General features: G+C 32.8%; 21 protein-coding genes. 8 read left to right on the top strand and 13 right to left on the bottom strand.

From position 1 onward, the window contains the following. Window positions 1–194: 194 nt before the first annotated feature. The 3 genes from E1J38_RS10970 to E1J38_RS10960 are packed head-to-tail and all read left to right on the top strand — an operon-like array spanning window position 195 to window position 5189. The gene (locus E1J38_RS10970; RefSeq protein WP_133356975.1) at window positions 195–2054 is read left to right on the top strand and encodes a DNA topoisomerase IV subunit B; all 1860 of its coding nucleotides are present in this window, start codon (window positions 195–197) and stop codon (window positions 2052–2054) included. Continuing rightward, window positions 2054–2554 carry a hypothetical protein gene (locus E1J38_RS10965; RefSeq protein ID WP_133356977.1) on the top strand — a complete coding sequence of 167 codons (501 nt, stop codon included), beginning with the start codon at window positions 2054–2056 and terminating at the stop codon, window positions 2552–2554. The genes E1J38_RS10970 and E1J38_RS10965 overlap by 1 nt, the downstream gene beginning before the upstream one ends. Next, a complete protein-coding gene (locus E1J38_RS10960) occupies window positions 2538–5189 on the top strand; it encodes a DNA gyrase/topoisomerase IV subunit A (RefSeq protein ID WP_133356979.1) in 2652 nt (883 codons plus the stop codon). Before E1J38_RS10965 ends, E1J38_RS10960 begins: the two co-directional genes overlap by 17 nt. A 13-nt stretch (window positions 5190–5202) precedes the next feature. On the opposite strand, the gene E1J38_RS10955 is transcribed toward E1J38_RS10960, so the two are convergent. Genes E1J38_RS10955 through E1J38_RS10915 form a run of 9 tightly spaced genes read right to left on the bottom strand, consistent with a single transcriptional unit; the run spans window position 5203 to window position 13841 of the window. Then, window positions 5203–5883 (bottom strand): GNAT family N-acetyltransferase, encoded by a 681-nt coding sequence (locus E1J38_RS10955; RefSeq protein WP_133356981.1) that lies wholly within the window; start codon window positions 5881–5883, stop codon window positions 5203–5205. A 13-nt stretch (window positions 5884–5896) separates the two neighbouring features. Continuing rightward, window positions 5897–6175: a pyrimidine/purine nucleoside phosphorylase gene (locus tag E1J38_RS10950; protein WP_133356983.1), complete on the bottom strand. Its 279-nt coding sequence runs from the start codon at window positions 6173–6175 to the stop codon at window positions 5897–5899. After that, entirely contained in the window at window positions 6150–7088 is a 939-nt protein-coding gene (gene miaA / locus E1J38_RS10945; RefSeq protein WP_133356985.1) for a tRNA (adenosine(37)-N6)-dimethylallyltransferase MiaA, read from the bottom strand. The genes E1J38_RS10950 and miaA overlap by 26 nt, the downstream gene beginning before the upstream one ends. A 12-nt stretch (window positions 7089–7100) precedes the next feature. Further along, the gene (locus E1J38_RS10940) at window positions 7101–7931 is read right to left on the bottom strand and encodes an ion transporter (RefSeq protein WP_133356987.1); all 831 of its coding nucleotides are present in this window, start codon (window positions 7929–7931) and stop codon (window positions 7101–7103) included. Between the two features lie 24 nt (window positions 7932–7955). Then, complete coding sequence (locus E1J38_RS10935) at window positions 7956–9917, bottom strand: DUF3858 domain-containing protein (protein ID WP_186525857.1); 1962 nt, start codon at window positions 9915–9917, stop codon at window positions 7956–7958. Window positions 9918–9925: 8 nt separating this feature from the next. After that, entirely contained in the window at window positions 9926–11287 is a 1362-nt protein-coding gene (locus E1J38_RS10930; protein WP_133356991.1) for an exonuclease domain-containing protein, read from the bottom strand. A gap of 30 nt (window positions 11288–11317) precedes the next feature. Then, window positions 11318–11986 (bottom strand): YggS family pyridoxal phosphate-dependent enzyme, encoded by a 669-nt coding sequence (locus tag E1J38_RS10925; protein ID WP_133357041.1) that lies wholly within the window; start codon window positions 11984–11986, stop codon window positions 11318–11320. A 2-nt stretch (window positions 11987–11988) separates the two neighbouring features. Beyond that, a complete protein-coding gene (locus E1J38_RS10920; protein WP_133356993.1) occupies window positions 11989–12879 on the bottom strand; it encodes a 3-hydroxyacyl-CoA dehydrogenase family protein in 891 nt (296 codons plus the stop codon). 2 nt (window positions 12880–12881) lie between these two features. Beyond that, the gene (locus E1J38_RS10915) at window positions 12882–13841 is read right to left on the bottom strand and encodes a Gfo/Idh/MocA family protein (RefSeq protein WP_133356995.1); all 960 of its coding nucleotides are present in this window, start codon (window positions 13839–13841) and stop codon (window positions 12882–12884) included. Between the two features lie 160 nt (window positions 13842–14001). On the opposite strand from E1J38_RS10915, the gene E1J38_RS10910 reads away from it, so the two are divergent. Next, window positions 14002–14643 (top strand): protein-L-isoaspartate(D-aspartate) O-methyltransferase, encoded by a 642-nt coding sequence (locus E1J38_RS10910; RefSeq protein ID WP_133356997.1) that lies wholly within the window; start codon window positions 14002–14004, stop codon window positions 14641–14643. Window positions 14644–14646: 3 nt separating this feature from the next. On the opposite strand, the gene E1J38_RS10905 is transcribed toward E1J38_RS10910, so the two are convergent. The 4 genes from E1J38_RS10905 to smpB form a co-directional block, all read right to left on the bottom strand. Continuing rightward, window positions 14647–15084 carry a YybH family protein gene (locus E1J38_RS10905; RefSeq protein WP_186525856.1) on the bottom strand — a complete coding sequence of 146 codons (438 nt, stop codon included), beginning with the start codon at window positions 15082–15084 and terminating at the stop codon, window positions 14647–14649. Between the two features lie 4 nt (window positions 15085–15088). Next, entirely contained in the window at window positions 15089–15631 is a 543-nt protein-coding gene (locus E1J38_RS10900; protein ID WP_133357001.1) for a pyridoxamine 5'-phosphate oxidase family protein, read from the bottom strand. A gap of 4 nt (window positions 15632–15635) precedes the next feature. After that, window positions 15636–16184, bottom strand: a complete 549-nt coding sequence (locus tag E1J38_RS10895) for a hypothetical protein (protein ID WP_133357003.1) — start codon at window positions 16182–16184, stop codon at window positions 15636–15638. Window positions 16185–16259: 75 nt separating this feature from the next. Further along, window positions 16260–16718, bottom strand: a complete 459-nt coding sequence (gene smpB, locus E1J38_RS10890; protein WP_133357004.1) for an SsrA-binding protein SmpB — start codon at window positions 16716–16718, stop codon at window positions 16260–16262. 190 nt (window positions 16719–16908) lie between these two features. On the opposite strand from smpB, the gene lpdA reads away from it, so the two are divergent. From lpdA to E1J38_RS10870, 4 genes are all read left to right on the top strand, one after another. After that, a complete protein-coding gene (gene lpdA, locus E1J38_RS10885; RefSeq protein WP_133357005.1) occupies window positions 16909–18309 on the top strand; it encodes a dihydrolipoyl dehydrogenase in 1401 nt (466 codons plus the stop codon). A gap of 218 nt (window positions 18310–18527) precedes the next feature. Next, window positions 18528–20102, top strand: coding sequence for a T9SS type A sorting domain-containing protein (locus E1J38_RS10880; RefSeq protein ID WP_133357006.1), 1575 nt, complete (start codon window positions 18528–18530; stop codon window positions 20100–20102). Window positions 20103–20300: 198 nt separating this feature from the next. Further along, complete coding sequence (locus E1J38_RS10875) at window positions 20301–20873, top strand: RNA polymerase sigma factor (RefSeq protein ID WP_133357007.1); 573 nt, start codon at window positions 20301–20303, stop codon at window positions 20871–20873. Then, window positions 20873–21061 carry a hypothetical protein gene (locus E1J38_RS10870; RefSeq protein WP_133357008.1) on the top strand — a complete coding sequence of 63 codons (189 nt, stop codon included), beginning with the start codon at window positions 20873–20875 and terminating at the stop codon, window positions 21059–21061. The genes E1J38_RS10875 and E1J38_RS10870 overlap by 1 nt, the downstream gene beginning before the upstream one ends. The last annotated feature ends 1 nt before the right edge of the window (window position 21062 follow it).

Raw genomic sequence — 21062 nt, 5'->3', positions numbered from 1 at the left:
TTGCATATTTTTAGTTGTTAGGTAATGATATTTTAAATAATTGAGAGTTCTAATTAAAGCTTAGTGCATTAAATTACCTTTTTAGGTTCTCAACAAATAGGCTTTTATATTGTTAATTACTTTGTTTCTTGGCTATTTCATTTTTTAAGGCGTTGTGTTATATTAGCGTTCTATCATTAATTTTTATCAATTTTATGGCTGTACCATCTAATTATACCGAAGAAAATATACGTTCACTCGATTGGAAGGAGCATATAAGGATGCGTCCTGGAATGTATATCGGAAAACTCGGTGATGGGTCATCACCAGATGATGGTATCTATATCCTGTTAAAAGAAGTTATAGACAACTCTATTGATGAATTTGTAATGGGAGCAGGAAAGACTATCGAGATTTCTGTTCAAGGAAACAAGGTTATTGTTAGAGATTATGGTCGGGGGATTCCGTTAGGAAAAGTGGTTGATGTAGTTTCTAAAATGAATACTGGTGGGAAATATGATTCAAAAGCATTTAAAAAATCGGTAGGTCTAAACGGTGTTGGTACCAAGGCTGTCAATGCGCTTTCAAATTATTTTAGGGTAGAATCCACAAGAGATGGTAAATCGGCATCAGCAGAGTTTGAAAAAGGAGAACTTACAGAGAAGGAGCTACTTGATGATACTACCCGTAGAAAAGGTACAAAAGTATCGTTTATACCAGACGAAAGTATTTTTAAGAATTACAAGTTTAGAAGTGAGTACATTGTAAAAATGCTTAAGAACTATGTGTACTTAAATCCTGGGTTAACCATTGTTTTTAATGGAGAAAAGTACTTTAGCGAAAACGGATTAAAAGATTTACTCACAGAGAGTACCAATGAGGCAGATTTATTGTACCCTATCATTCATCTTAGGGGGGATGATATTGAGGTAGCTATTACACATAGTAAAACTCAATATAGTGAAGAATATCATTCATTTGTTAATGGACAGAATACTACACAAGGAGGTACGCATTTAAATGCCTTTAGAGAGGCGGTTGTAAAGACGGTTAGAGAATTTTATGGTAAGAATTATGATGCCTCCGATGTTAGAAAATCAATCATCAGTGCTATTGCTATTAAAGTAATGGAACCCGTTTTTGAAAGTCAGACCAAAACAAAATTGGGGTCAACCGATATGGGAGGCGATTATCCAACGGTTCGTACTTATATAAACGATTTTGTAAAAACAAATCTGGATAATTATCTTCATAAAAACACAGATACAGCCGAAAAGATACAGAAGAAAATTTTACAAGCAGAACGAGAGCGTAAGGAGTTGTCAGGTATTAGGAAGCTAGCAAGAGATAGAGCAAAAAAAGCAAGTCTCCATAATAAAAAATTACGCGATTGCCGTGTGCATTTTGGAGATACTAAAAGTGAACGAAATCTTGAAACTACCCTGTTTATTACTGAGGGAGACTCGGCTTCGGGTAGTATTACCAAATCACGTGACGTTAATACACAAGCGGTTTTTAGTCTTAAAGGTAAACCTTTGAATTGTTACGGACTTACAAAAAAAATTGTTTATGAAAACGAAGAGTTCAATCTACTACAAGCAGCTTTGAATATTGAAGAATCTCTTGAGGATTTACGTTATAATAACGTGGTTATTGCCACCGATGCCGATGTAGATGGCATGCATATCAGGTTGTTGTTAATTACATTCTTTTTGCAGTTTTTTCCTGAAGTTATTAAAGAAGGTCATTTGTATATATTACAAACCCCATTATTTAGGGTTAGAAACAAAAAAGAAACTATTTATTGCTACACAGAAGAAGAGCGCATTAATGCTATTGAAAAGTTAAAACCAAAACCTGAAATTACAAGGTTTAAAGGTCTTGGTGAAATATCGCCAGACGAGTTTAAGCATTTTATAGGTGAAGATATGCGCTTAGACCCAGTAATGCTTGATGATAATATGTCTATTGAAGAACTGTTGTCCTTTTATATGGGTAAAAATACTCCAACAAGACAAGAATTTATTATTGATAACTTGAAAGTTGAATTAGATTTAATTGAAGAAAGAAATTAATGCGCACTAGTAATGCCAGAGTAAGGAATGTTATTATTTCAATCTATTTCATCTTGATTGTGATAGCTATTATTCTATCTACTGTGTTTAGTGCGTTTAAAGATGTAACCGGTACGCCAATCTTAACATTCTTCCTGTTCCTATTTGGTTTTGTAGCTTTATTTTTCTTAGTGCACTGGATATCAAAGTATTTTGAGTATGACAGTGACGGTATGAAAGTGGTTATAATTAACAGAGGGCTTTTGTTGTCAGATTATCTAAATTACAGAGAGTACAAAGTTGAGTTTGAGAAACACAATTTAGTATCTTATAAATTTCGTAATTTTTTAATTTATAGAGGTCTTAGGTTGGGTATTCAAAATAATAATGGTAAAGTAAAGCATGTATACTTTAATGTTACATTGGTGTCAAAAAAAAAGAGAAAATATATAAGGCAGTCCTTAAGAAAAATGGTGAGGATTAATAGAAAAAAGCAAATAGTTAATGATGGAAGAGAATGATAGCTTAGAAAACGAGCAAAATGATGAACACAATGAAACCATTACACGTGTTACGGGAATGTACAAAGATTGGTTTCTGGATTATGCATCGTATGTTATTTTAGAAAGAGCCGTTCCTGCTATTGAAGATGGTTTTAAACCAGTGCAACGTCGTATTATGCATTCTATGAAAGATCTTGATGATGGGCGTTACAATAAGGTAGCTAACATTGTAGGGCATACCATGCAATACCACCCGCATGGTGACGCTAGTATAGCAGATGCAATGGTACAGATAGGCCAGAAAGATTTGCTAATTGATACTCAAGGTAACTGGGGAAACATACTAACAGGCGATAGTGCAGCAGCTTCTAGGTATATAGAAGCTCGCCTTTCAAAATTTGCTTTAGATGTTGTTTATAATCCGAAAATAACAGAATGGCAGGCTAGTTATGATGGCCGTAGAAAAGAACCTGTTAATTTACCAGTTATGTTTCCTTTGCTGTTGGCTCAAGGAGGCGAAGGAATTGCTGTTGGACTTTCAACAAAAATATTACCTCATAATTTTATAGAGCTTATTGAGGCTTCCATAAAGCATCTTCAAGGAAAACGATTTACTATTTTACCAGATTTCCCAACGGCTGGAATAGCTGATTTTACAAATTATAATGATGGTAATAGGGGTGGTAAAGTAAGGGTACGAGCCAAAATTTCGCAGTTTGATAAAAACATCCTAGTAATTTCTGAAATTCCGTTTGGAACAACTACTTCATCTTTAATAGATTCAATTTTGAAGGCTAATGATAAGGGTAAAATTAAGATTAAAAAGATTGAAGATAACACAGCTGCTGAGGTTGAAATCTTAGTTCATTTGCCTTCAGGTTTATCTCCAGACAAGACTATTGATGCCTTGTATGCCTTCACCAGTTGTGAGTCGTCAATTTCTCCTTTAGGCTGTGTGATAGAAGACAATAGACCATTGTTTATTGGGGTTTCTGAAATGCTCCGTCGTTCTACCGATAATACCGTTCAACTTTTAAAGCAGGAATTGGAAATCAAGTTGGGAGAATTAGAAGAACAATGGCATTTTGCGTCTTTAGAACGTATTTTTATTGAAAATCGAATTTATAGGGATATTGAGGAAGAAGAAACTTGGCAAGGCGTTATTGATGCTATAGATAAGGGGCTTCAGCCATACATTAAACATTTAAAACGCGCTATAACAGAAGATGACATTGTGCGTTTAACGGAAATTCGCATCAAACGTATTTCTAAGTTTGATATCGATAAAGCACAACAAAAAATAGATGCTTTAGAAGAACAAATTGCACAAGTAAAACATAATCTCGAAAATTTAATAGATTATGCTATAACCTATTTTAAAAGATTAAAGGATGATTATGGCGAAGGGCGTGAGCGTAAGACAGAAATTAGAATTTTTGATGATGTTGATGCCACAAAAGTAGTTATTAGAAATACCAAACTCTATGTAAATAGAGAAGAAGGTTTTATTGGTACTTCACTTCGTAGAGATGAATACGTGTGTGATTGTAGTGATATTGATGATATTATTGTATTTACCAAATCAGGTAAAATGATGGTTACAAAAGTTGATAGTAAAACCTTTGTTGGTAAAGAAATCATTCATGTAGCCGTGTTTAAGAAAAAAGATAAGCGCACCATTTATAATATGATATATAGAGACGGTAAAGGAGGGCCGTCTTACATAAAGCGTTTTGCTGTAACTTCGATTACAAGAGATCGAGAATATGACTTAACCAATGGAAATAAGCAGTCTACTGTTCTATACTTTTCAGCTAACCCTAATGGGGAAGCCGAAGTGGTTACTGTTAACTTAAGACAAGCAGGTAGTATTAAAAAGTTGAAATGGGATATTGATTTTGCTGATATTCTCATTAAAGGAAGAGTGTCTAAAGGAAATTTGGTTACTAAATATTCGGTCAAGCGTATCGAACTTAAGGAGAAGGGGGTATCAACGTTGAAACCACGTAAAATATGGTTTGATGACTCTGTTCAAAGATTAAATGTAGATGGTAGAGGAGAACTTATAGGTGAGTTTAGAGGAGAGGATCGTTTGTTAATTATTTCACAATCTGGGCGATTAAAAACAATTATTCCAGAACTTACTACCCATTTTGATAGTGATATGATTGTTCTTGAGAAATGGATTCCAAAAAAGCCAATTTCTGCTATTTATTATGATGGAGAAAAACAGCGCTATTATGTGAAACGCTTTCTTGTTGAAAATGAAAACAAGGAAGAAATATTTATTTCGGAGCATACAGACTCACAATTAGAGATTGTTTCTACAGATTGGAGACCAATGGCAGAGGTAGTATTTGCCAAGGAGCGCGGCAAAGATAGACGTGAAAATTTGGAAATTAATCTTGAAGAGTTTATAGCTATTAAGGGTATTAATGCCCTTGGAAATCAATTAACTAAAGAACGTATCAATCAAATAAATATACTGGATCCTTTACCTTATGAGGCCCCAAAAGAAACACCAGCAAGTGAAATAGAGGTAGTGGATGAAACCGAGGTGTCATCAGAAAACAAGGTTTCTAAATCAGATTCTGATACTGATGATGAGGGTGATTTTGAAGTAGGTAACGAAGGACAGGTTACATTGTTTTAATAATGAGGTTAACCTAATTGCGAGTAATTAACCAATACAGCATTTTTCTTCGTTCTGTAAAACCTAATTTCTTGTAAAGGTTAATTGGCCCCAAGTTAGTTTCATCTACATGTAAAAAAGGAACTTTACTTTTTTTAAATATATTTTTAACAGCGTGCGTAATTAACTGTTTAGCATAGCCATTTCCAGTATATTCAGGATGCGTAGCTACTGCACTAATCTCTGTGAAATTAGTTGTTTGCATACGTTCCCCAGCAACAGCAACTAACTTGTTTTGTTTGTAAATACCCCAATAGCGTCCTAATAAATTGGTTTTAGTTTTAAAAAAATGCGGGTACACTAAGGCAATTAAATCCATTAAGTCATGATAATGAGTTTCATTGAGTTCTACAATATTCTCGGAAATTGGGTAATCAATTTCATTGTAAATAATCATTTGTAGCCCAACGTATTTTTTAAGATTGAAATTAGTAGGTATTTTTGGTTTATTGCCAACAATGAAAAAACGGTCTAATAATTTTGAATGTTTTTCAATAGCATTACAAGTATCTACATTATTTACAAAAGCTCCAAAAGGTGTGAAGTCTGGATGGTAAAACTTTATGTTGCCATAATCTATGCATGTTTCATAATGTATATTGGTTAGCGAGGACCAAACAGGGTTATCTAAAGGATCTTCTGGGAAGGGTTTCATCTTATTTTACTATTTATTCATATCTACATAAATAAGAAGAATCTTCATTTACATATACTTTAAATACAATTCCTGATGGTATTTCACATGATTCCCAAATGGCATAAGATTTTTTTTCTTCTCCTGGAAGTTCCAAATCCCAATTACCAGAGGTTAACGTCATCCATTCTTTGGTTGAAGTACTAAACTCATAAGTGCCTTTTAATAAAACCCCTACAGTATAATTTCCTTGAGAGTTATTCAGACCTAAAGATTTTACGTTTCCTTCAAAATACTCGTTTACTTTTATCATGGTTTATTTTATTATTAATTGAATTTATTATTGTATTTAAATCAGTTGTGTAGTCAAACCAAAGGGTATCTTCACTTTTCTTAAACCAAGTAAGTTGGCGTTTTGCAAACCTTCGGGTATTTTTTTTGATTTCAGAAATGGCAAAATCTAAGGTCCATTCACCACCAAAATATTTAAATATTTCTTTATAGCCTACCGTGTTTAAAGCATTTAAGTTTTTATGAGGTATAAGTGTTTCAACTTCTTCTAACAAACCTTCCTTTACCATAATATTAACACGCTTGTTAATACGGTTATAAATAGTTTCTCTTTCGGCGGTAAGCCCAACTGTTATGGTTTTAAAATTTCTTTGGGTTTTGTCTTTGTTCAAAAATGAAGAATAAGATTTGCCAGTGCCAATACAAATTTCTAAAGCTCTAATAACCCTATGCGGATTATCTGTAGCAATAGAATTATATGATGTTTCATCTAACTCTTTTAGTTGTTTTTGCAATGATTCTAAACCTTCAACTTCCAATTGCTTATTCAATCTTTCTCTTATACTTGAATCAATATCAGGAAAATGGTCTAAGCCTTTAGTAACAGCGTCAACATATAAGCCAGAACCGCCTACCATGATAACTATGTCGTGTGTTTTAAAAAGTGCATCTAGTTTTTGAAGTACCTCTTTTTCAAAAGAGCCAACACTATATTCGTCATGAATAGATTTATGGTGAATAAAATGATGTTTTGCAGCAGCTAATTCTTGATCTGTTGGAGCCGCCGTACCAATTTGCATTTCTTTAAAAAACTGACGGGAATCTGCCGAAATTATTTCGGTTTTAAAGTGTTTTGCCAATTGTATGCTAAGGTTTGTTTTTCCTATAGCAGTAGGCCCAATCACTGAAATTAAATATTTAGTTTTCGTTTTTATTTTAGGCTTAAATTAAGAGTGTATACGTTCTCCACAATTATAACAATATTGAGCTTTATTGTTGTGGTTTTCTGCAAGGCATTTAGAACAAATTTGCGGATTAGATAAAGGTTTTTCTTTTTTAGCTTGAGCCGTGTATTCAGCGGAAACTATGCCAGTTGGCACCGCAATAATTCCATAACCTAGTATCATAACAAGCGAAGCTATAAGTTGTCCCAGTGGAGTTTGTGGAGCAATGTCACCAAAGCCAACCGTAGTAAGTGTTACAATACACCAGTAAACACTTCTTGGTATATCGGTAAAACCATGTTCTTCACCTTCAACCAAGTACATAATGGTACCTAGTATTATGGAAATAATGATGACTGCAAACAAAAAGACCGAAATTTTAGCTCTACTTGCTTTAATAGCACTCATTAAATTATTTGAGGCACCTAGATACCTTGCTAACTTTAAGATCCTAAAAACCCTGAGCAGGCGTAAGGCACGTAAAGCTGCAAGAGCATGTACCCCACCTACAATTAAGGATATGTATTTTGGTATAGTAGACAGTAAATCAATGATACCATAAAAACTAAGTACATATTTTAATGGCTTTTTTACAGTAACAATTCTTAAGATATACTCAATAGAAAAGAGAATTGTGATAACCCACTCTGAAATGTTTAGAAACGAATGAAACTTGCGATCAATACTATGTACACTTTCTAACATTACTAGGATAACACTAGCTAAAATAGTTATAAGTAGTACAACATCAAATAATTTACCAGCAGGAGTATCTGCTTCATAAATAATTTTTTGAAGTTTCAAACGCCATTTATTTCTTGTATATCTACTCATTAACCCAAAAATAGTAAAGATGTATTACTTTTTCTTTAATAAAACAAGCGAATTGTTCTGAACATCAACTATTTTGTTCATGAATTTTTTTAAATAGGGGTAGTATTCAGGGGTATAAACGGCTTCTTTAAAGTCAATTCTAAAGGTAAGGGAAAGTTCATTATCAAACGTACTGGAAGAATAGAAAAGTATCCCTGCTTTATTAGGTAAACTAGTAACTACAGGTTTTGGTTTTTCTATTATTTCGTATTGATCTCCTAAATCAAGCTTTAAGGTATAATAGTAAGAGTCTTTGTAACCAAAATCTATAGGATAACTCCTCTCCTGAAGTTTAAAAGGATTTTCGGAAAAGAACTTCACAAAAAATGGGTTTAGATACATATTATCACCAGTTATTTCGCTTTGATATTTAACATTGTATTGTTCGTTAAAAACAGGGTGGATAGGAGAACTTTCAACAGTATTATGATTAGAAATATTGACATAGGCTGTGTTGTTTTGAAGATTTTCTATGTAAGCTGACTTATTTTTAAAATAAGATTTCCTATAGTTGTAAGCGTGATAACCAGTTCTTTTTGATACTATTTTGCCAACAATATCTCCATTATCATCAATATGTAGTTTGGCTTCATAGAATACATCCGATTTTTTTGGAACAATATCAAACCACTCGCTACCAGCATTAAAATCTAGAAGTCTTCCATATTGGTTTAAGCATCTAAACGGAATTTCATCAAAGCTAAGATATTTATCGGTGGCATCAAGTAGATAGTTTTCCTCATCTATGTTTAAGTGTACTACTAAATAATTAAAATCTGAAATTACAGGATATATTTTAGTTGGATGCCCATTTTGTCTTGTTGAAATTAATAACGGTTTAACACTGTAGCCTTTTTCATTTAAAATATTATGAAGTAAAATATTTATAGAACCCACATTACCAGATTTATCCTTTATTAAGTCTTTGATAGAAACATCTTTAAAAATCTCTAATTTTTCGTTCCATGTAAAGTTTTTTTGAATATGCTCATAAATTAATGCAGCATTTTCTTTTGAATTTATGTTGTTTATTAAGCTGATGGGAAGTACGTCTTCTAATTTAATGGATTTAGAAAGTTGCTTTCCAATATTTGGGTCTGTTTTTAATTCTTTATCAACATCTTTCCATTCTTTAGTATAGTTAGTTACTGTTCCGTCAAAACCTCTAAAAGTCTTTAATTCATATTCTACTCTAGCTAAATAATTATCTTCGGTGGTCATGTAATCTTCTTCAATAAAAGCGGGAATATCTTTCATGGCATAAACACTCTCTAAACAATTAGCTTTGCCTCCCCCAGATACTTCCAAACAATCTTTTTTTACATCAACGGTATTAACTGTTAGTTTTTTACCTCCAACTAGTTTTATATTGTATTCCCAATTACCGGGTATACTGGTTTCATACTCGCTGTAAAGCGTAGGTATTTTGTGCTGAAAATCCCAGCCTTTGTAATTCCACATAAGATATTGAGGAGTTGACAAAGTATAGCTATAAGAAATCACAGAGCCTTCTTTAATGTTAGGTAATGTAAATGTTACAAGGTCATAATTTTCATTATAATCTTCTTCAAAAATGTCTTTTTTACTTAGTTTAGATTTTACTACGTTACCATTTACCATATTGTAGGTTGTACCTACAATATTTTCAACTTTTTGATAATCGTTTCCGCTTTTTTTGTGCAAATACAGTTTAACTGTGGCTTGGTCAAAACCTTCTTTGCTAAGTATTTTTATTTTACGTATTTCATTAGTCGTTAACTTATAAGTGCCCGGGTGAACCCAACTTTTGCCATGTTCATATATGATGAGCGCATTAGCTGTAGTATCTTTTTCAAAAGTATTGGTCTTAATATCTGCTAAGGTAACTTGGTGAGATTCTGAATTGAAGGGTGTTTGAGAAAAAGCAACGAGCGTAGGTAGTAATAGCAAAATTTGGATAATTCTCATAATGTTCATTATAATGTAATTTGTTTTACTTTTTTGTTTTTCCTTAGATAAGATTGAATAATATGTTGAGTATCCCTATTGTTACTCATAGGAGTAATGATTGACTTGAGAATATCTATATTATTTATCTGATAATTAAGGTTGAAAAATCCTATACCAACAAATATACCATTTTCAATTAAAATAGCACTGCGCTCGTCAATATCACGTCCTCTGTCAATAATGACCATATTTTTATTAGAATAACTGTTTTTTGAAATAAGAGCGTTTACTCTTTTGTTATATACTTCAGGAGGTTCTTCTTGTATGCAAGCTCCTTCACACATTTTTATATCATAATTAAAACAACTGGTTTTAGTTTTATAAAAACCTGTGAGTTTTTGACATAATTGATATTCTTCAATAGCATTTAAAATAAAGCTTTTGCCACTTTGTCTGTTGCTAAATGTGGTTATTGGTTTTTTACGCCCATCAACAATATCAATCTTTAGGTTTATGTAGTTGTGTTCATCAATAAAACTATATAGAGCATGCGTGAAAATTGTTCTCCTCAAGGCTCTATTGAAAATAGGCTTGAGTCGTTTTATTTCCTCACTTTCCTTTAAAAGAGCTACTAGCTCACTACCCGTCTCTTCGTAAGTTACTGTGCTAACTAAGGCTTGTATTTTTTTTGACTTAGGGTTGGTATTAGTAAAGTGTTGATTGATACGTTTCTTAATATTTTTACTCTTACCAATATAAATGATTTCACCGTCTGCTTTATGAATGTAATACACACCCGTAACCGATGGAAGTTCATCAATAATATCAATATGTCGGGGTTCTAATTGGAGTTTTGGATTGGCTCGTACAGAATTTTGAATAATACTCTTTTCAGAGTCTTTATCCATAAGCATTTTAAAAAGCTTAACGGTTGCTTGTGCATCACCAGATGCACGATGCCTATCAGAAACAGGAATTCCTAAAGACCTCACTAATTTACCCAAACTATAGGATTGCTGTCCTGGAATTAGATTTTTAGATAATTCAACAGTACAAAGTGATTTTCTTTCGTATTCAAAACCTAGACGCCTAAATTCGGTACATAAAATTCTATAATCAAATTGGGCGTTATGAGCCACTATAATACAGTCTGTTGTAATCTCAACAATGCGTTTGGCAACCTCATAAAATTTAGGAGCACTACGTAACATGTTATTGTTAATACCTGTAAGATTTACAACAAAAGGTTGAATGTCTCGTTCTGGATTTACTAGGCTTATAAACTGATCAACAACTTTATGACCGTCATATTTATAAATGGCAATTTCGGTAATGCCTTCTTCATTATATCTACCTCCAGTAGTTTCTATGTCTAGTATTGCGTACAAAAATGTTTATGCGTTAAGGTCCTTTTTTGTTTAGTTATAATACCTGGCGCCAAAAATACCACTTCCAACTCTAACCATAGTACTTCCGCATTCAATAGCTAGTTTATAATCTCCACTCATGCCCATGCTTATAGTTTCGGGTTTAAAGTTGAATATTTCAAGTTCTTTTAAACTATCAAAGGTTGATTTAAGTAAATTAAATTCTTTTTTTATCTGTTCATTGTCCTCTGTAAATGTTGCCATTCCCATAAAGCCAACAACTCTAATATTTTTTAATTCTGAAAATTGTTGAGATTGAATAATTTTTAAAGCTTCTTCTGGATATATTCCAAATTTAGAGTCTTCTTTAGCAATTTTAATTTGGATTAAACAGTCAATCACTCTATTGTTTTTCAAGGCCTGTTTATTAATTTCTTCAAGAAGTTTAATGCTATCAACACCATGAATTAAACTCACAAAACTAGCCATATACTTAACTTTATTACGCTGAACATGACCAATCATATGCCATTTAATATCTTTGGGCATGGCATGATATTTTTCAACCATATCCTGAATTTTGTTTTCACCAAAAATTTTATGCCCTACATTATAGGCTTCCATAATATCACTAACGGGTTTGGTTTTAGAAACTGCTACTAAGGTTACATGTTCAGGAATAGTCGATTTTATATTTAAAAGATTGTTTGCTATCGACATCATTATTTCAAAAATTGAGAAGACGCTTTATCTGCTTTTTTGCTTTCTGAGTAGTCATAAAAACCCTCACCAGATTTCACACCTAACTTTCCAGCTTGTACCATATTGACTAATAACGGGCAAGGAGCATATTTAGGGTTTTTAAAGCCATCGTACATAACGTTAAGGATTGATAAACAAACGTCTAATCCAATGAAATCAGCTAACTGTAATGGTCCCATAGGGTGAGCCATTCCTAGTTTCATTACGGTGTCTATTTCCTTAACACCTGCTACGCCATTATACAAGGTTTCTATAGATTCGTTAAGCATGGGCATTAAAATACGATTGGCAACAAAGCCAGGGTAATCATTGACCTCTACCGCTACTTTTCCTAAGGTTTTAGATAGTTCCATGATGGTTTTGGTCACATCATTACTGGTGTTATATCCTCTAATAACTTCAACCAATTTCATTATAGGTACAGGATTCATAAAATGCATACCTATTACTTTGTCTGGTCTTGAGGTTATACTTGCAAGTTGTGTAATAGAAATGGAAGAGGTGTTCGTTGCTAAAATTGTTTTTTTAGAACAAGATTCGTCTAATTGTTTAAAGATATTGAGTTTTAACTCTATATTTTCTGTGGCTGCTTCAACAACTAAATCAGCATTTGTAACACCATCTTTTAAATCTGTAAAGGTTGAGATATTGGCAAGTGTATTAACTTTATCAGTTACCAATATTTTTTCTTTGGCAATCATTCGGTCTAAATTCAAAACAATCGTATCAAGACCTTTCTTAAGAGAAATTTCATTGATATCGATTAGCCGAACTTTAAAACCAGATTGCGCAAAAGAGTGTGCAATACCATTACCCATGGTACCTGCACCAATAACAGCAACATGTTTCATATTTAAAAACTGTTTATTATTTGATTTGCTACTCTTAATGCTTCTGTACCATCATGAAGTGTTACTACTGGAGACGTGTTATTGTTAATGGCATCTGCAAAGGTTTCCAACTCGTCTAAAATGGCATTATTGTTATCAACCTTAGGATTGTCAAAATAAATTTGTTTTTTGACACCCTCGGCATTTTGAAGAATCATATCAAAATCTCCAGGATTTTTTGGAGCATCCTTCATTTTAACTACCTCACACTTCTTCTCTAAAAAATCCACCGAGATATAAGCATCTTTTTGAAAAAACCTTGCCTTTCGCATTTTTTTGAGTGATATTCTACTAGCCGTTAAATTGGCAACACAGCCATTTTCAAATTCTAATCTGGCATTTGCAATATCGGGAGTATCACTAATTACGGCAACTCCACTGGCAGAAATATGCTTTATCTTAGATTTTACAAGACTTAGCACTATATCAATATCATGAATCATCAAATCTAAAACTACCGGAACATCAGTACCTCTTGGGTTAAATTCTGCTAAGCGATGTGTTTCAATGAACATAGGGTTCTTGATATCTTCTCTCACCGCTAAAAATGCTGGGTTAAACCGCTCTACATGACCAACTTGTCCTCGTAAATTATTTTCTGCTAAAAGTTCTCTAATATGTTCTGCTTCTTCTACAGTATTAGTGATGGGTTTTTCAATAAAAATATGTTTTCCACTGGCTATGGCTTTTTTTGCACAGTCATAGTGTGATAAAGTTGGTGTTACAATATCAACCACATCAACAGCATCAATAAGAGCATCCATAGAATTGAAAAACTTGAATCCAAATTCAGTTTCTACTTTTTTTCCGTTTTCTTCATCGGCATCATAAAAGCCTACTAGATTATATTTATTGGATTGATTTAGAAGTCTTAAGTGAATTTTTCCAAGGTGGCCAGCACCAAGAACACCAGCGTTTAGCATAATAAAAGGGTTTTCAACAAAAATACATGAATTTAATGATTTCTGACTAAATTTTCGGTTTCGAAATCATGTTTAAATCCTATAAGATTAAATTATTTTGTAATTTATTTTAAGCTTTAAAATGTTTGACTAATTTTAGGCTTGCAAACTTCACTAACTATTGAAAGACACATTTAAACATAAAGGCCTAAGACAGCAGTTGGTTAATGTTATAAAAGCCAAAGGAATAACTGATGAAAATGTATTAAGAGCCATAGGTAACATACCAAGACACTTATTTATGGATTCTAGTTTTTTAGACCATGCCTATCAAGATAAAGCTTTTCCTATTGCAGCAGATCAAACTATTTCACAACCTTACACTGTGGCATTTCAAACCGAGTTGTTGCAAGTAAAACGAGGTGACAAAATATTAGAAATAGGAACAGGTAGTGGCTACCAATGTGCTGTTTTGTGTGAAATGGGAGCAAAAGTTTACAGTATTGAGCGCCAGCAAGAATTATTTAAAAAGACCAGTAAGTTTTTGCCAAAATTGGGTTACCGAGCTAAAAAATTAATTTTTGGTGATGGCTATAAAGGGTTTCCTGAAGAAGCGCCTTTTGACGGTATTATAGTAACTGCAGGAGCGCCATTTGTACCTAAACCTTTATTGAGTCAATTAAAAGAGGGGGGGAGATTAGTAATTCCTGTTGGAACAGAGGTGCAAACCATGACGCTTTTTATTAGAAAAGGCTCTAAGGAATTTGAAAAACACGAGTTTGGTGATTTTAGATTCGTACCACTTTTGGAGGATAAGAATTAAGATTTAATCCCAAACAAATTTCCAATTATTATCGGGTTGTCTTTTCCAAACAGTATGAAATATACCTTTCCTAATTTTAGTGTTACCAAGAGAGTCTTTATAAACAAAATTGTATTTTCCGTAGGTATAAGCTAAATCACCCGAAAGAGAAACATCTACAAAATCTGGCTTCCAAGATAGACCTTTAGAGGTATTATTTATCATATATTGTTTAATACTGTCTCTACCTTTTATTAACCTATTATTTCTTAGAAGTATACCATCATCTGCAACATATTTTAGAAAAGCCACATTCATACCTTCCTCTTTTGATAAATTACTAAACTCAGTTTCAGTTTTTATAATTTCTTCTTTCCATTTTTCAACCTTTTTTTTATTATCTTTTGTTTGACATGAAAACAAGATAAAAATAACAAGAATTAATACCGTTGATAACTTCATCGTTTTATATAATATTGGTTTCAAACCCATCAATACTTTTAGAGTTTTTCTCTTTTCTATAGTTTTTTAAGCGTTCTTCACCTTGTTTTTCGGCCCAACTATTTAGCTGTAACCGTTCTTCTTTAAAGTCCATAAAAGGAACAGCGTAACCACAAGAGGTTTGTACAGAGTCTATGGTCATTTCAATCACCTGTCTGGTACCAGCAATTTTAGGAAATAAATTAATAAGATAATGAAATTCACTATCGCGCTCATGATATATTTTAGCATGCCCATATAGTCTAAGAATAAGGGGTTTACCTTCAAAAGCACAAAACATCACTGTCATTCGGTTATTTTTCAATATATGTGCTGCGGTTTCGTTACCGCTACCAGTTAGGTTTAACCATAACACTTTATTGCCACCTTCCATAACTCTAAAAGTATCTAAACCTTTGGGTGATAAATTAATTCTACCTTCGGTAGCAGCTGTGGCCACAAAAAAAACTTTTTGGGCTTCAATAAAGGTTTTTAGCTCTGGTGAAATCTCTGTGAAAAACGTAGCCATACTTTTAATTTTTTGGCAAATAAACTTCTGGAATTGGGTTGTCCTCAGTCTCCTGTGTCCAGTAAATATTTATAATCCACCACCTTTTTCCATCATGTAAAAGCTGAATGCTATTAATACCTCTCATAAATGGGGATTCGTCAGATTCACTCATAAATGCTTCATAAGTACTAAATACATGGGCAATATTGCCAAAAATACTAACCTCGCGGTTTATTTCTTTTTCAAAAAAACCGTTCTCAACTAACCACGAACCTGAACTTTTCACATAGTCATCAGGACTCATATATCTTACTCTGTAGTAGCCTTCTTTACCTTTTCCAGATGGAATCAATTTGGCATCTTTATGAAACAGAAATTTAAACTGTCCCCAGTTGCGTTTTTTACCTTTTTCTCCAGAAATAACGTCGTAAAGTGTTTTAATGGTTTTATCTAAAGTAATAACTTTTGTAGTGTCTATGGCGTAAACTTTTGGAGTTTCGTCTTTCGATTTTTTTTGTGCTTGAGCTGAAAAAACAGTAATAAATAGTAATACGATGAGTATCTGCTTCATTTTAAGAATAAATTGATGTCCTAAGAAGGAAAATTAATGAATTTGAAAAACTTAAAAGGTTAAGTCTTTCATAAATTATTTGAAGTTTTTTTTAATCCTATCCAAATTACGTTTGTTATCCCGGTCTTTAATGGTTTCTCGTTTGTCATATAATTTTTTACCTCTAGCAAGAGCAATGTCTAATTTAGCAAAGCCTTTTTCATTTATAAACAAACGTAACGGAATAATAGTGAGTCCTGTATTTTGAACTTCTTTTTCTAATTTTTTAAGCTCCTTTCGGTTTAAAAGAAGCTTTCGGGTAGCCTTGGGTTTGTGGTTGTAATATGTGCCATGGCTGTATTCTTCAATAGTCATATTAACAACAAAAAGTTCACCACGGTCATTAAATTCACAAAAACTTTCTGCAATAGAGGCTTTACTATTTCTAATAGACTTTATTTCGGTTCCAGACAATACAATGCCAGCCGTATACTTGTCTAATATTTCATATTGAAAGCGTGCCTTTTTGTTAAGTATGTTGATCTTTTTTTGCATGGAGCACAAAACTACGTAAATTTACATTCTTTACTTTTTAAAACTGTTTTTTTTGAATAAAAAAAGGTTTTAGCTTCTCTGTATCAATTAAACTGTAATATAAAGTATAAAGCATATTTTTTTATTGCTGTACTGTAAAACATTTGTATTTTTGAGACTGTCTTAAAATTAACGAAATTCAATTCAAAATATGAATTCATATGAAGTAGCTGTTATTGGATCTGGTCCTGGCGGATATGTGGCAGCCATACGTTGTGCACAATTAGGTATGAAAACAGCATTAATAGAAAAGTATTCTACACTTGGGGGTACATGTTTAAACGTAGGGTGTATTCCTAGCAAAGCGCTTTTAGATTCATCTCATCATTATGAAGATGCGGTTAAACATTTTGAGGAGCACGGCATTGAAATTCCAGGTGAGGTAAAAGTGAACCTAGAAAAAATGATTGCCCGTAAACAAGCTGTTGTAGATCAAACCACTGGTGGAATCGATTTTTTAATGAAGAATAATAATATAGATGTTTATCAAGGCCTTGGAAGCTTTAAAGATGCCACTCATATTACAATTTCAGGTGATAAGACTGCTGAAATTGAAGCCAAAAACACGATTATAGCTACAGGAAGTAAACCTTCAAGTTTACCGTTTATCAATATAGACAAAGAACGTATCATTACTTCTACCGAAGCTTTGAAACTTAAAGAAGTGCCAAAGCATTTAATTGTTATTGGAGGTGGTGTAATTGGTTTAGAGCTTGGTCAGGTTTATAAACGATTAGGAGCTGAGGTTTCTGTAGTTGAGTTTATGGATAGAATTATCCCAACCATGGATGCTGGTTTATCTAAGGAGCTCAATAAGGTATTGAAGAAACAGAAGTTTAAAATAAATACTTCTCATAAAGTTAAATCTGTAGAGCGAGCAGGTGATGAGGTTATCGTAAAAGCCGATAACAAAAAAGGAGAGGAAGTAGAGTTTAAAGGAGATTACTGTTTAGTGTCTGTGGGACGTCGCCCATACACCGATGGATTAAATGCTGAAGCTGCAGGTGTAAAGTTAGATGAAAAAGGTCGAGTAGAAGTGAATGAACACTTACAAACCAGTGCCTCTAATATTTATGCTATAGGCGATGTTGTTAAAGGTGCTATGTTAGCTCATAAGGCAGAAGAAGAAGGCGTGTTTGTTGCTGAAACCTTGGCAGGACAAAAACCACACATCGATTATAATTTAATTCCGGGAGTAGTTTATACATGGCCTGAGGTTGCTGCAGTTGGTAAAACTGAAGAGCAATTAAAAGAAGCAGGAGTGGCCTACAAAGTTGGACAATTCCCAATGCGAGCTTTAGGGCGTAGTAGAGCCAGTATGGATATTGACGGATTTGTGAAAATTTTGGCTGATAAGAATACCGATGAAATTTTAGGGGTGCATATGGTAGGTGCACGAGCAGCCGATATGATTGCTGAAGCAGTTGTTGCTATGGAATATAGAGCAAGTGCAGAGGATATCTCTAGAATGTCTCATGCACACCCAACATTTACAGAGGCTATCAAAGAAGCTGCTTTAGCGGCAACAGATGATAGAGCATTACATATTTAGTAATTGCCTTTTAATATAATAAAAAGGGAGCCACTGGCTCCCTTTTTTTTGTAATCATTATAAATTCACTAGACTCTTGTTTAAAAGTCTAATATTTAGTAAATTAGGCTCTGAGAACAGTTAATAGCGCAACTAACCCCTTATGGAATTGTTTAGAAATGATTCCTACCTGTTCTATGTACTATGAATGTTATGTTTAACCTTTTAAACCTAACATTATGAAAACAAAATTACTACTTTCATTAGCCCTTTTTCTTGGTAACTATTCTATGATTTTAGGTCAGTGTGTACCACCGGCAGATAAAACTTGTATTGAAGATGATCAATTTGAGGCTTATCTTGAGTCTGCTGGATTAGGAGATGACATTCCTAATAATGACTTGGTTTTTACATCTCGAATTCAAGTTGTCACTGATCTTGATGTATCAGCGCAAGGCATTAAATCAATGAATGGTATAGAAGCCTTTACAGCTTTACAAAATCTTAATTGTAGCAGTAACAACCTATTAACTTCCTTAAATGTGTTTAATAATACTTCTATTACAGAATTGCGCATTTTTAATTGTAGCATAAACAATTTAACATTGCCTAACAATAACACATTAACTTATTTAAGCTGTGGTAATAATAACTTACCAGGGCTTGATGTAAGTGGATATCCTAATCTTACATATTTGGCTTGTGCAAATAATCTTAATGGCGATTTGGGAGTAATGGATTTAAAGCCTAACACTAAATTGATTACTTTGTATCTTCATAATTCGGGTGTTACTTCGTTAGACATATCAACATGCACTGACTTAGATCTTTTACATTGTTTTACAACAAATGAATTTTCAAATGCTAATAATTTATCAACTCTCGACATTTCTGCTAATACCAAGTTAAGAGAAGTTAGGTGCTATAATATAGGTCTTAATACAATTATTTATTCAGCTAGTCCATATAACAATATGACTTTTATAGACTGTGGGAGTAATAATTTAAACTCTTTAGAACTTGCAAAATTTCCTAATATTGAAACCTTATGGTGCTATTACAATAATCTTTCAAGTTTAGATTTTTCAAATAATATTTTGCTACAGAGCTTAGATTTTGGAGGTAATTCTGGCTTGACCAATATAAATCTTTCAATGCTAGCTAATTTAGTTACAGTTTGGGGTTATGATACTTTAAATTTAAATAGTTTAACACTTCCAACAAATTCAACAACGCTAGAAAATATTTGGTTTTTTCAAAATGGCTTATCAACTCTTGATTTTACCACTAATACTGGCTTACAAAGAATGGATATAGCCGGAGGAAATTTTAGTGATATTGATGTTAGTATGCTCACTAACCTAACCCAGTTATATTGTAATAAAAGTAATTTGCTTACCTCATTGAACATTGCTAATGGAAACATTGATAGTTTTGATTGGATGTGGGCTGATGAAAATCCCTTGCTAGATTGCATTCAAGTAGATGATGAAACAAAAGCTTATGGTAAGTCACAGCCAAATTGGAAGCGTGATTTTGATACAGAATTTAGTTTAAACTGTTCTTTAAGTGTGGATGAATTTCTTAAAGAATCAATTTCACTTTACCCCAATCCCACAAAGAATAAAGTTTTCCTAGAAACTGTATTAAGTGTTTCTTATAACTTATTGAATATTCAAGGTCAAGAAATGTTTAAAGGCCATTTTAGTATTGGAATGAATGAAATGGATTTATCCAATCTGCCGCAAGGCTTGTACTTTTTAAACCTTGAATCACCAGATGGAAGCCATGTTAAAAAAATATTGAAGAACTAGTAAAATAGTTTTTACATTAACCAATTTAGAAAAGTAACTTAAGTAGTTACTTTTCATTTTTTGCCCTTATTGTGCATTATCCTAGTCTTTTAAAAAAAATTGTTTTACTGATTTTTATTACAATTTATGTTTCTTTGTGACCGCACAAATATTTTTGTGTCTTAAAAGAAGATCAAAACAAATAGCCAAAAGCTAGAATTGGAAACCCTAGAGAATATTAATAAAACACCAGATGAAGATCTTGTAAAAGTAATTGTCAAAACTAATGACACATTGCTTTTTGAAATTTTATATGACAGGTATGCTATGCTTGTATATAACAAGTGTTTAGGGTTTGCTAAAGATGAAGATGAAGCCAAAGATTTAACACAAGATGTGTTTTTGAAACTCTTTGTTAAGCTGGCTAGCTTTAAAGGCAAGTCTAAATTTTCAACTTGGTTATATGCGTTTACTTATAACCACTGTGTAAACTATGTAACTAGAAATACTGCTAAAAAATTTCAGAAAAAAGCAGTTGATTATAAAGATATTGAAAACCTTTCAGAAGGTGATGAACAAGATTCCGGATTGTTGAGTATGAAGGTTGATAAATTAAAAATAGCTTTAGAACAAATTTCACCAGATGAAAAAATGATTCTATTGCTTAAATACCAAGACCAACTTTCTATAAAAGATTTAGAAGATATTTTAGATATTGGACCAAGCGCCGTAAAAATGCGAATTAAGCGTGCAAAAGACAAATTAATAACCGTTTATAATAACCTTAAATAATGGATAACCCGTTTGAATACGTAAATAAGCCGCTTAAGGAAGTTCCACCAGAACTTAAATCTAAGGTTATGAATGATATTGCCATAGCAAAATTGTTAATGGAATTGGCGGCGTTATTTTCTTATAATATTGGAGATATTATAGAAACGGTTATGAAACAACGAGAAAAAAACAACCCTAACAAATAAA

It is taken from the genome of Seonamhaeicola sediminis (genome assembly GCF_004358095.2).
Classification (GTDB): domain Bacteria; phylum Bacteroidota; class Bacteroidia; order Flavobacteriales; family Flavobacteriaceae; genus Seonamhaeicola; species Seonamhaeicola sediminis.
Note: the sequence above shows the minus strand (reverse complement) of the source record. Positions and strands in the feature narration are given on the sequence as shown.

What these genes read in the sequence shown, in the direction of transcription:
- E1J38_RS10925 (WP_133357041.1), bottom strand. Translation starts at nt 11,986, where the DNA reads ATGTCGATAGCAAACAATCTTTTAAATATAAAATCGACTATTCCTGAA.
- E1J38_RS10935 (WP_186525857.1), bottom strand. Translation starts at nt 9,917, where the DNA reads ATGAGAATTATCCAAATTTTGCTATTACTACCTACGCTCGTTGCTTTT.
- E1J38_RS10970 (WP_133356975.1), top strand. Translation starts at nt 195, where the DNA reads ATGGCTGTACCATCTAATTATACCGAAGAAAATATACGTTCACTCGAT.
- E1J38_RS10880 (WP_133357006.1), top strand. Translation starts at nt 18,528, where the DNA reads ATGAAAACAAAATTACTACTTTCATTAGCCCTTTTTCTTGGTAACTAT.
- E1J38_RS10870 (WP_133357008.1), top strand. Translation starts at nt 20,873, where the DNA reads ATGGATAACCCGTTTGAATACGTAAATAAGCCGCTTAAGGAAGTTCCA.
- lpdA (WP_133357005.1), top strand. Translation starts at nt 16,909, where the DNA reads ATGAATTCATATGAAGTAGCTGTTATTGGATCTGGTCCTGGCGGATAT.
- smpB (WP_133357004.1), bottom strand. Translation starts at nt 16,718, where the DNA reads ATGCAAAAAAAGATCAACATACTTAACAAAAAGGCACGCTTTCAATAT.
- E1J38_RS10905 (WP_186525856.1), bottom strand. Translation starts at nt 15,084, where the DNA reads ATGAAGTTATCAACGGTATTAATTCTTGTTATTTTTATCTTGTTTTCA.
- E1J38_RS10960 (WP_133356979.1), top strand. Translation starts at nt 2,538, where the DNA reads ATGATGGAAGAGAATGATAGCTTAGAAAACGAGCAAAATGATGAACAC.
- E1J38_RS10955 (WP_133356981.1), bottom strand. Translation starts at nt 5,883, where the DNA reads ATGAAACCCTTCCCAGAAGATCCTTTAGATAACCCTGTTTGGTCCTCG.
- E1J38_RS10915 (WP_133356995.1), bottom strand. Translation starts at nt 13,841, where the DNA reads ATGCTAAACGCTGGTGTTCTTGGTGCTGGCCACCTTGGAAAAATTCAC.
- E1J38_RS10965 (WP_133356977.1), top strand. Translation starts at nt 2,054, where the DNA reads ATGCGCACTAGTAATGCCAGAGTAAGGAATGTTATTATTTCAATCTAT.
- E1J38_RS10920 (WP_133356993.1), bottom strand. Translation starts at nt 12,879, where the DNA reads ATGAAACATGTTGCTGTTATTGGTGCAGGTACCATGGGTAATGGTATT.
- E1J38_RS10895 (WP_133357003.1), bottom strand. Translation starts at nt 16,184, where the DNA reads ATGAAGCAGATACTCATCGTATTACTATTTATTACTGTTTTTTCAGCT.
- E1J38_RS10950 (WP_133356983.1), bottom strand. Translation starts at nt 6,175, where the DNA reads ATGATAAAAGTAAACGAGTATTTTGAAGGAAACGTAAAATCTTTAGGT.
- E1J38_RS10940 (WP_133356987.1), bottom strand. Translation starts at nt 7,931, where the DNA reads ATGAGTAGATATACAAGAAATAAATGGCGTTTGAAACTTCAAAAAATT.
- E1J38_RS10900 (WP_133357001.1), bottom strand. Translation starts at nt 15,631, where the DNA reads ATGGCTACGTTTTTCACAGAGATTTCACCAGAGCTAAAAACCTTTATT.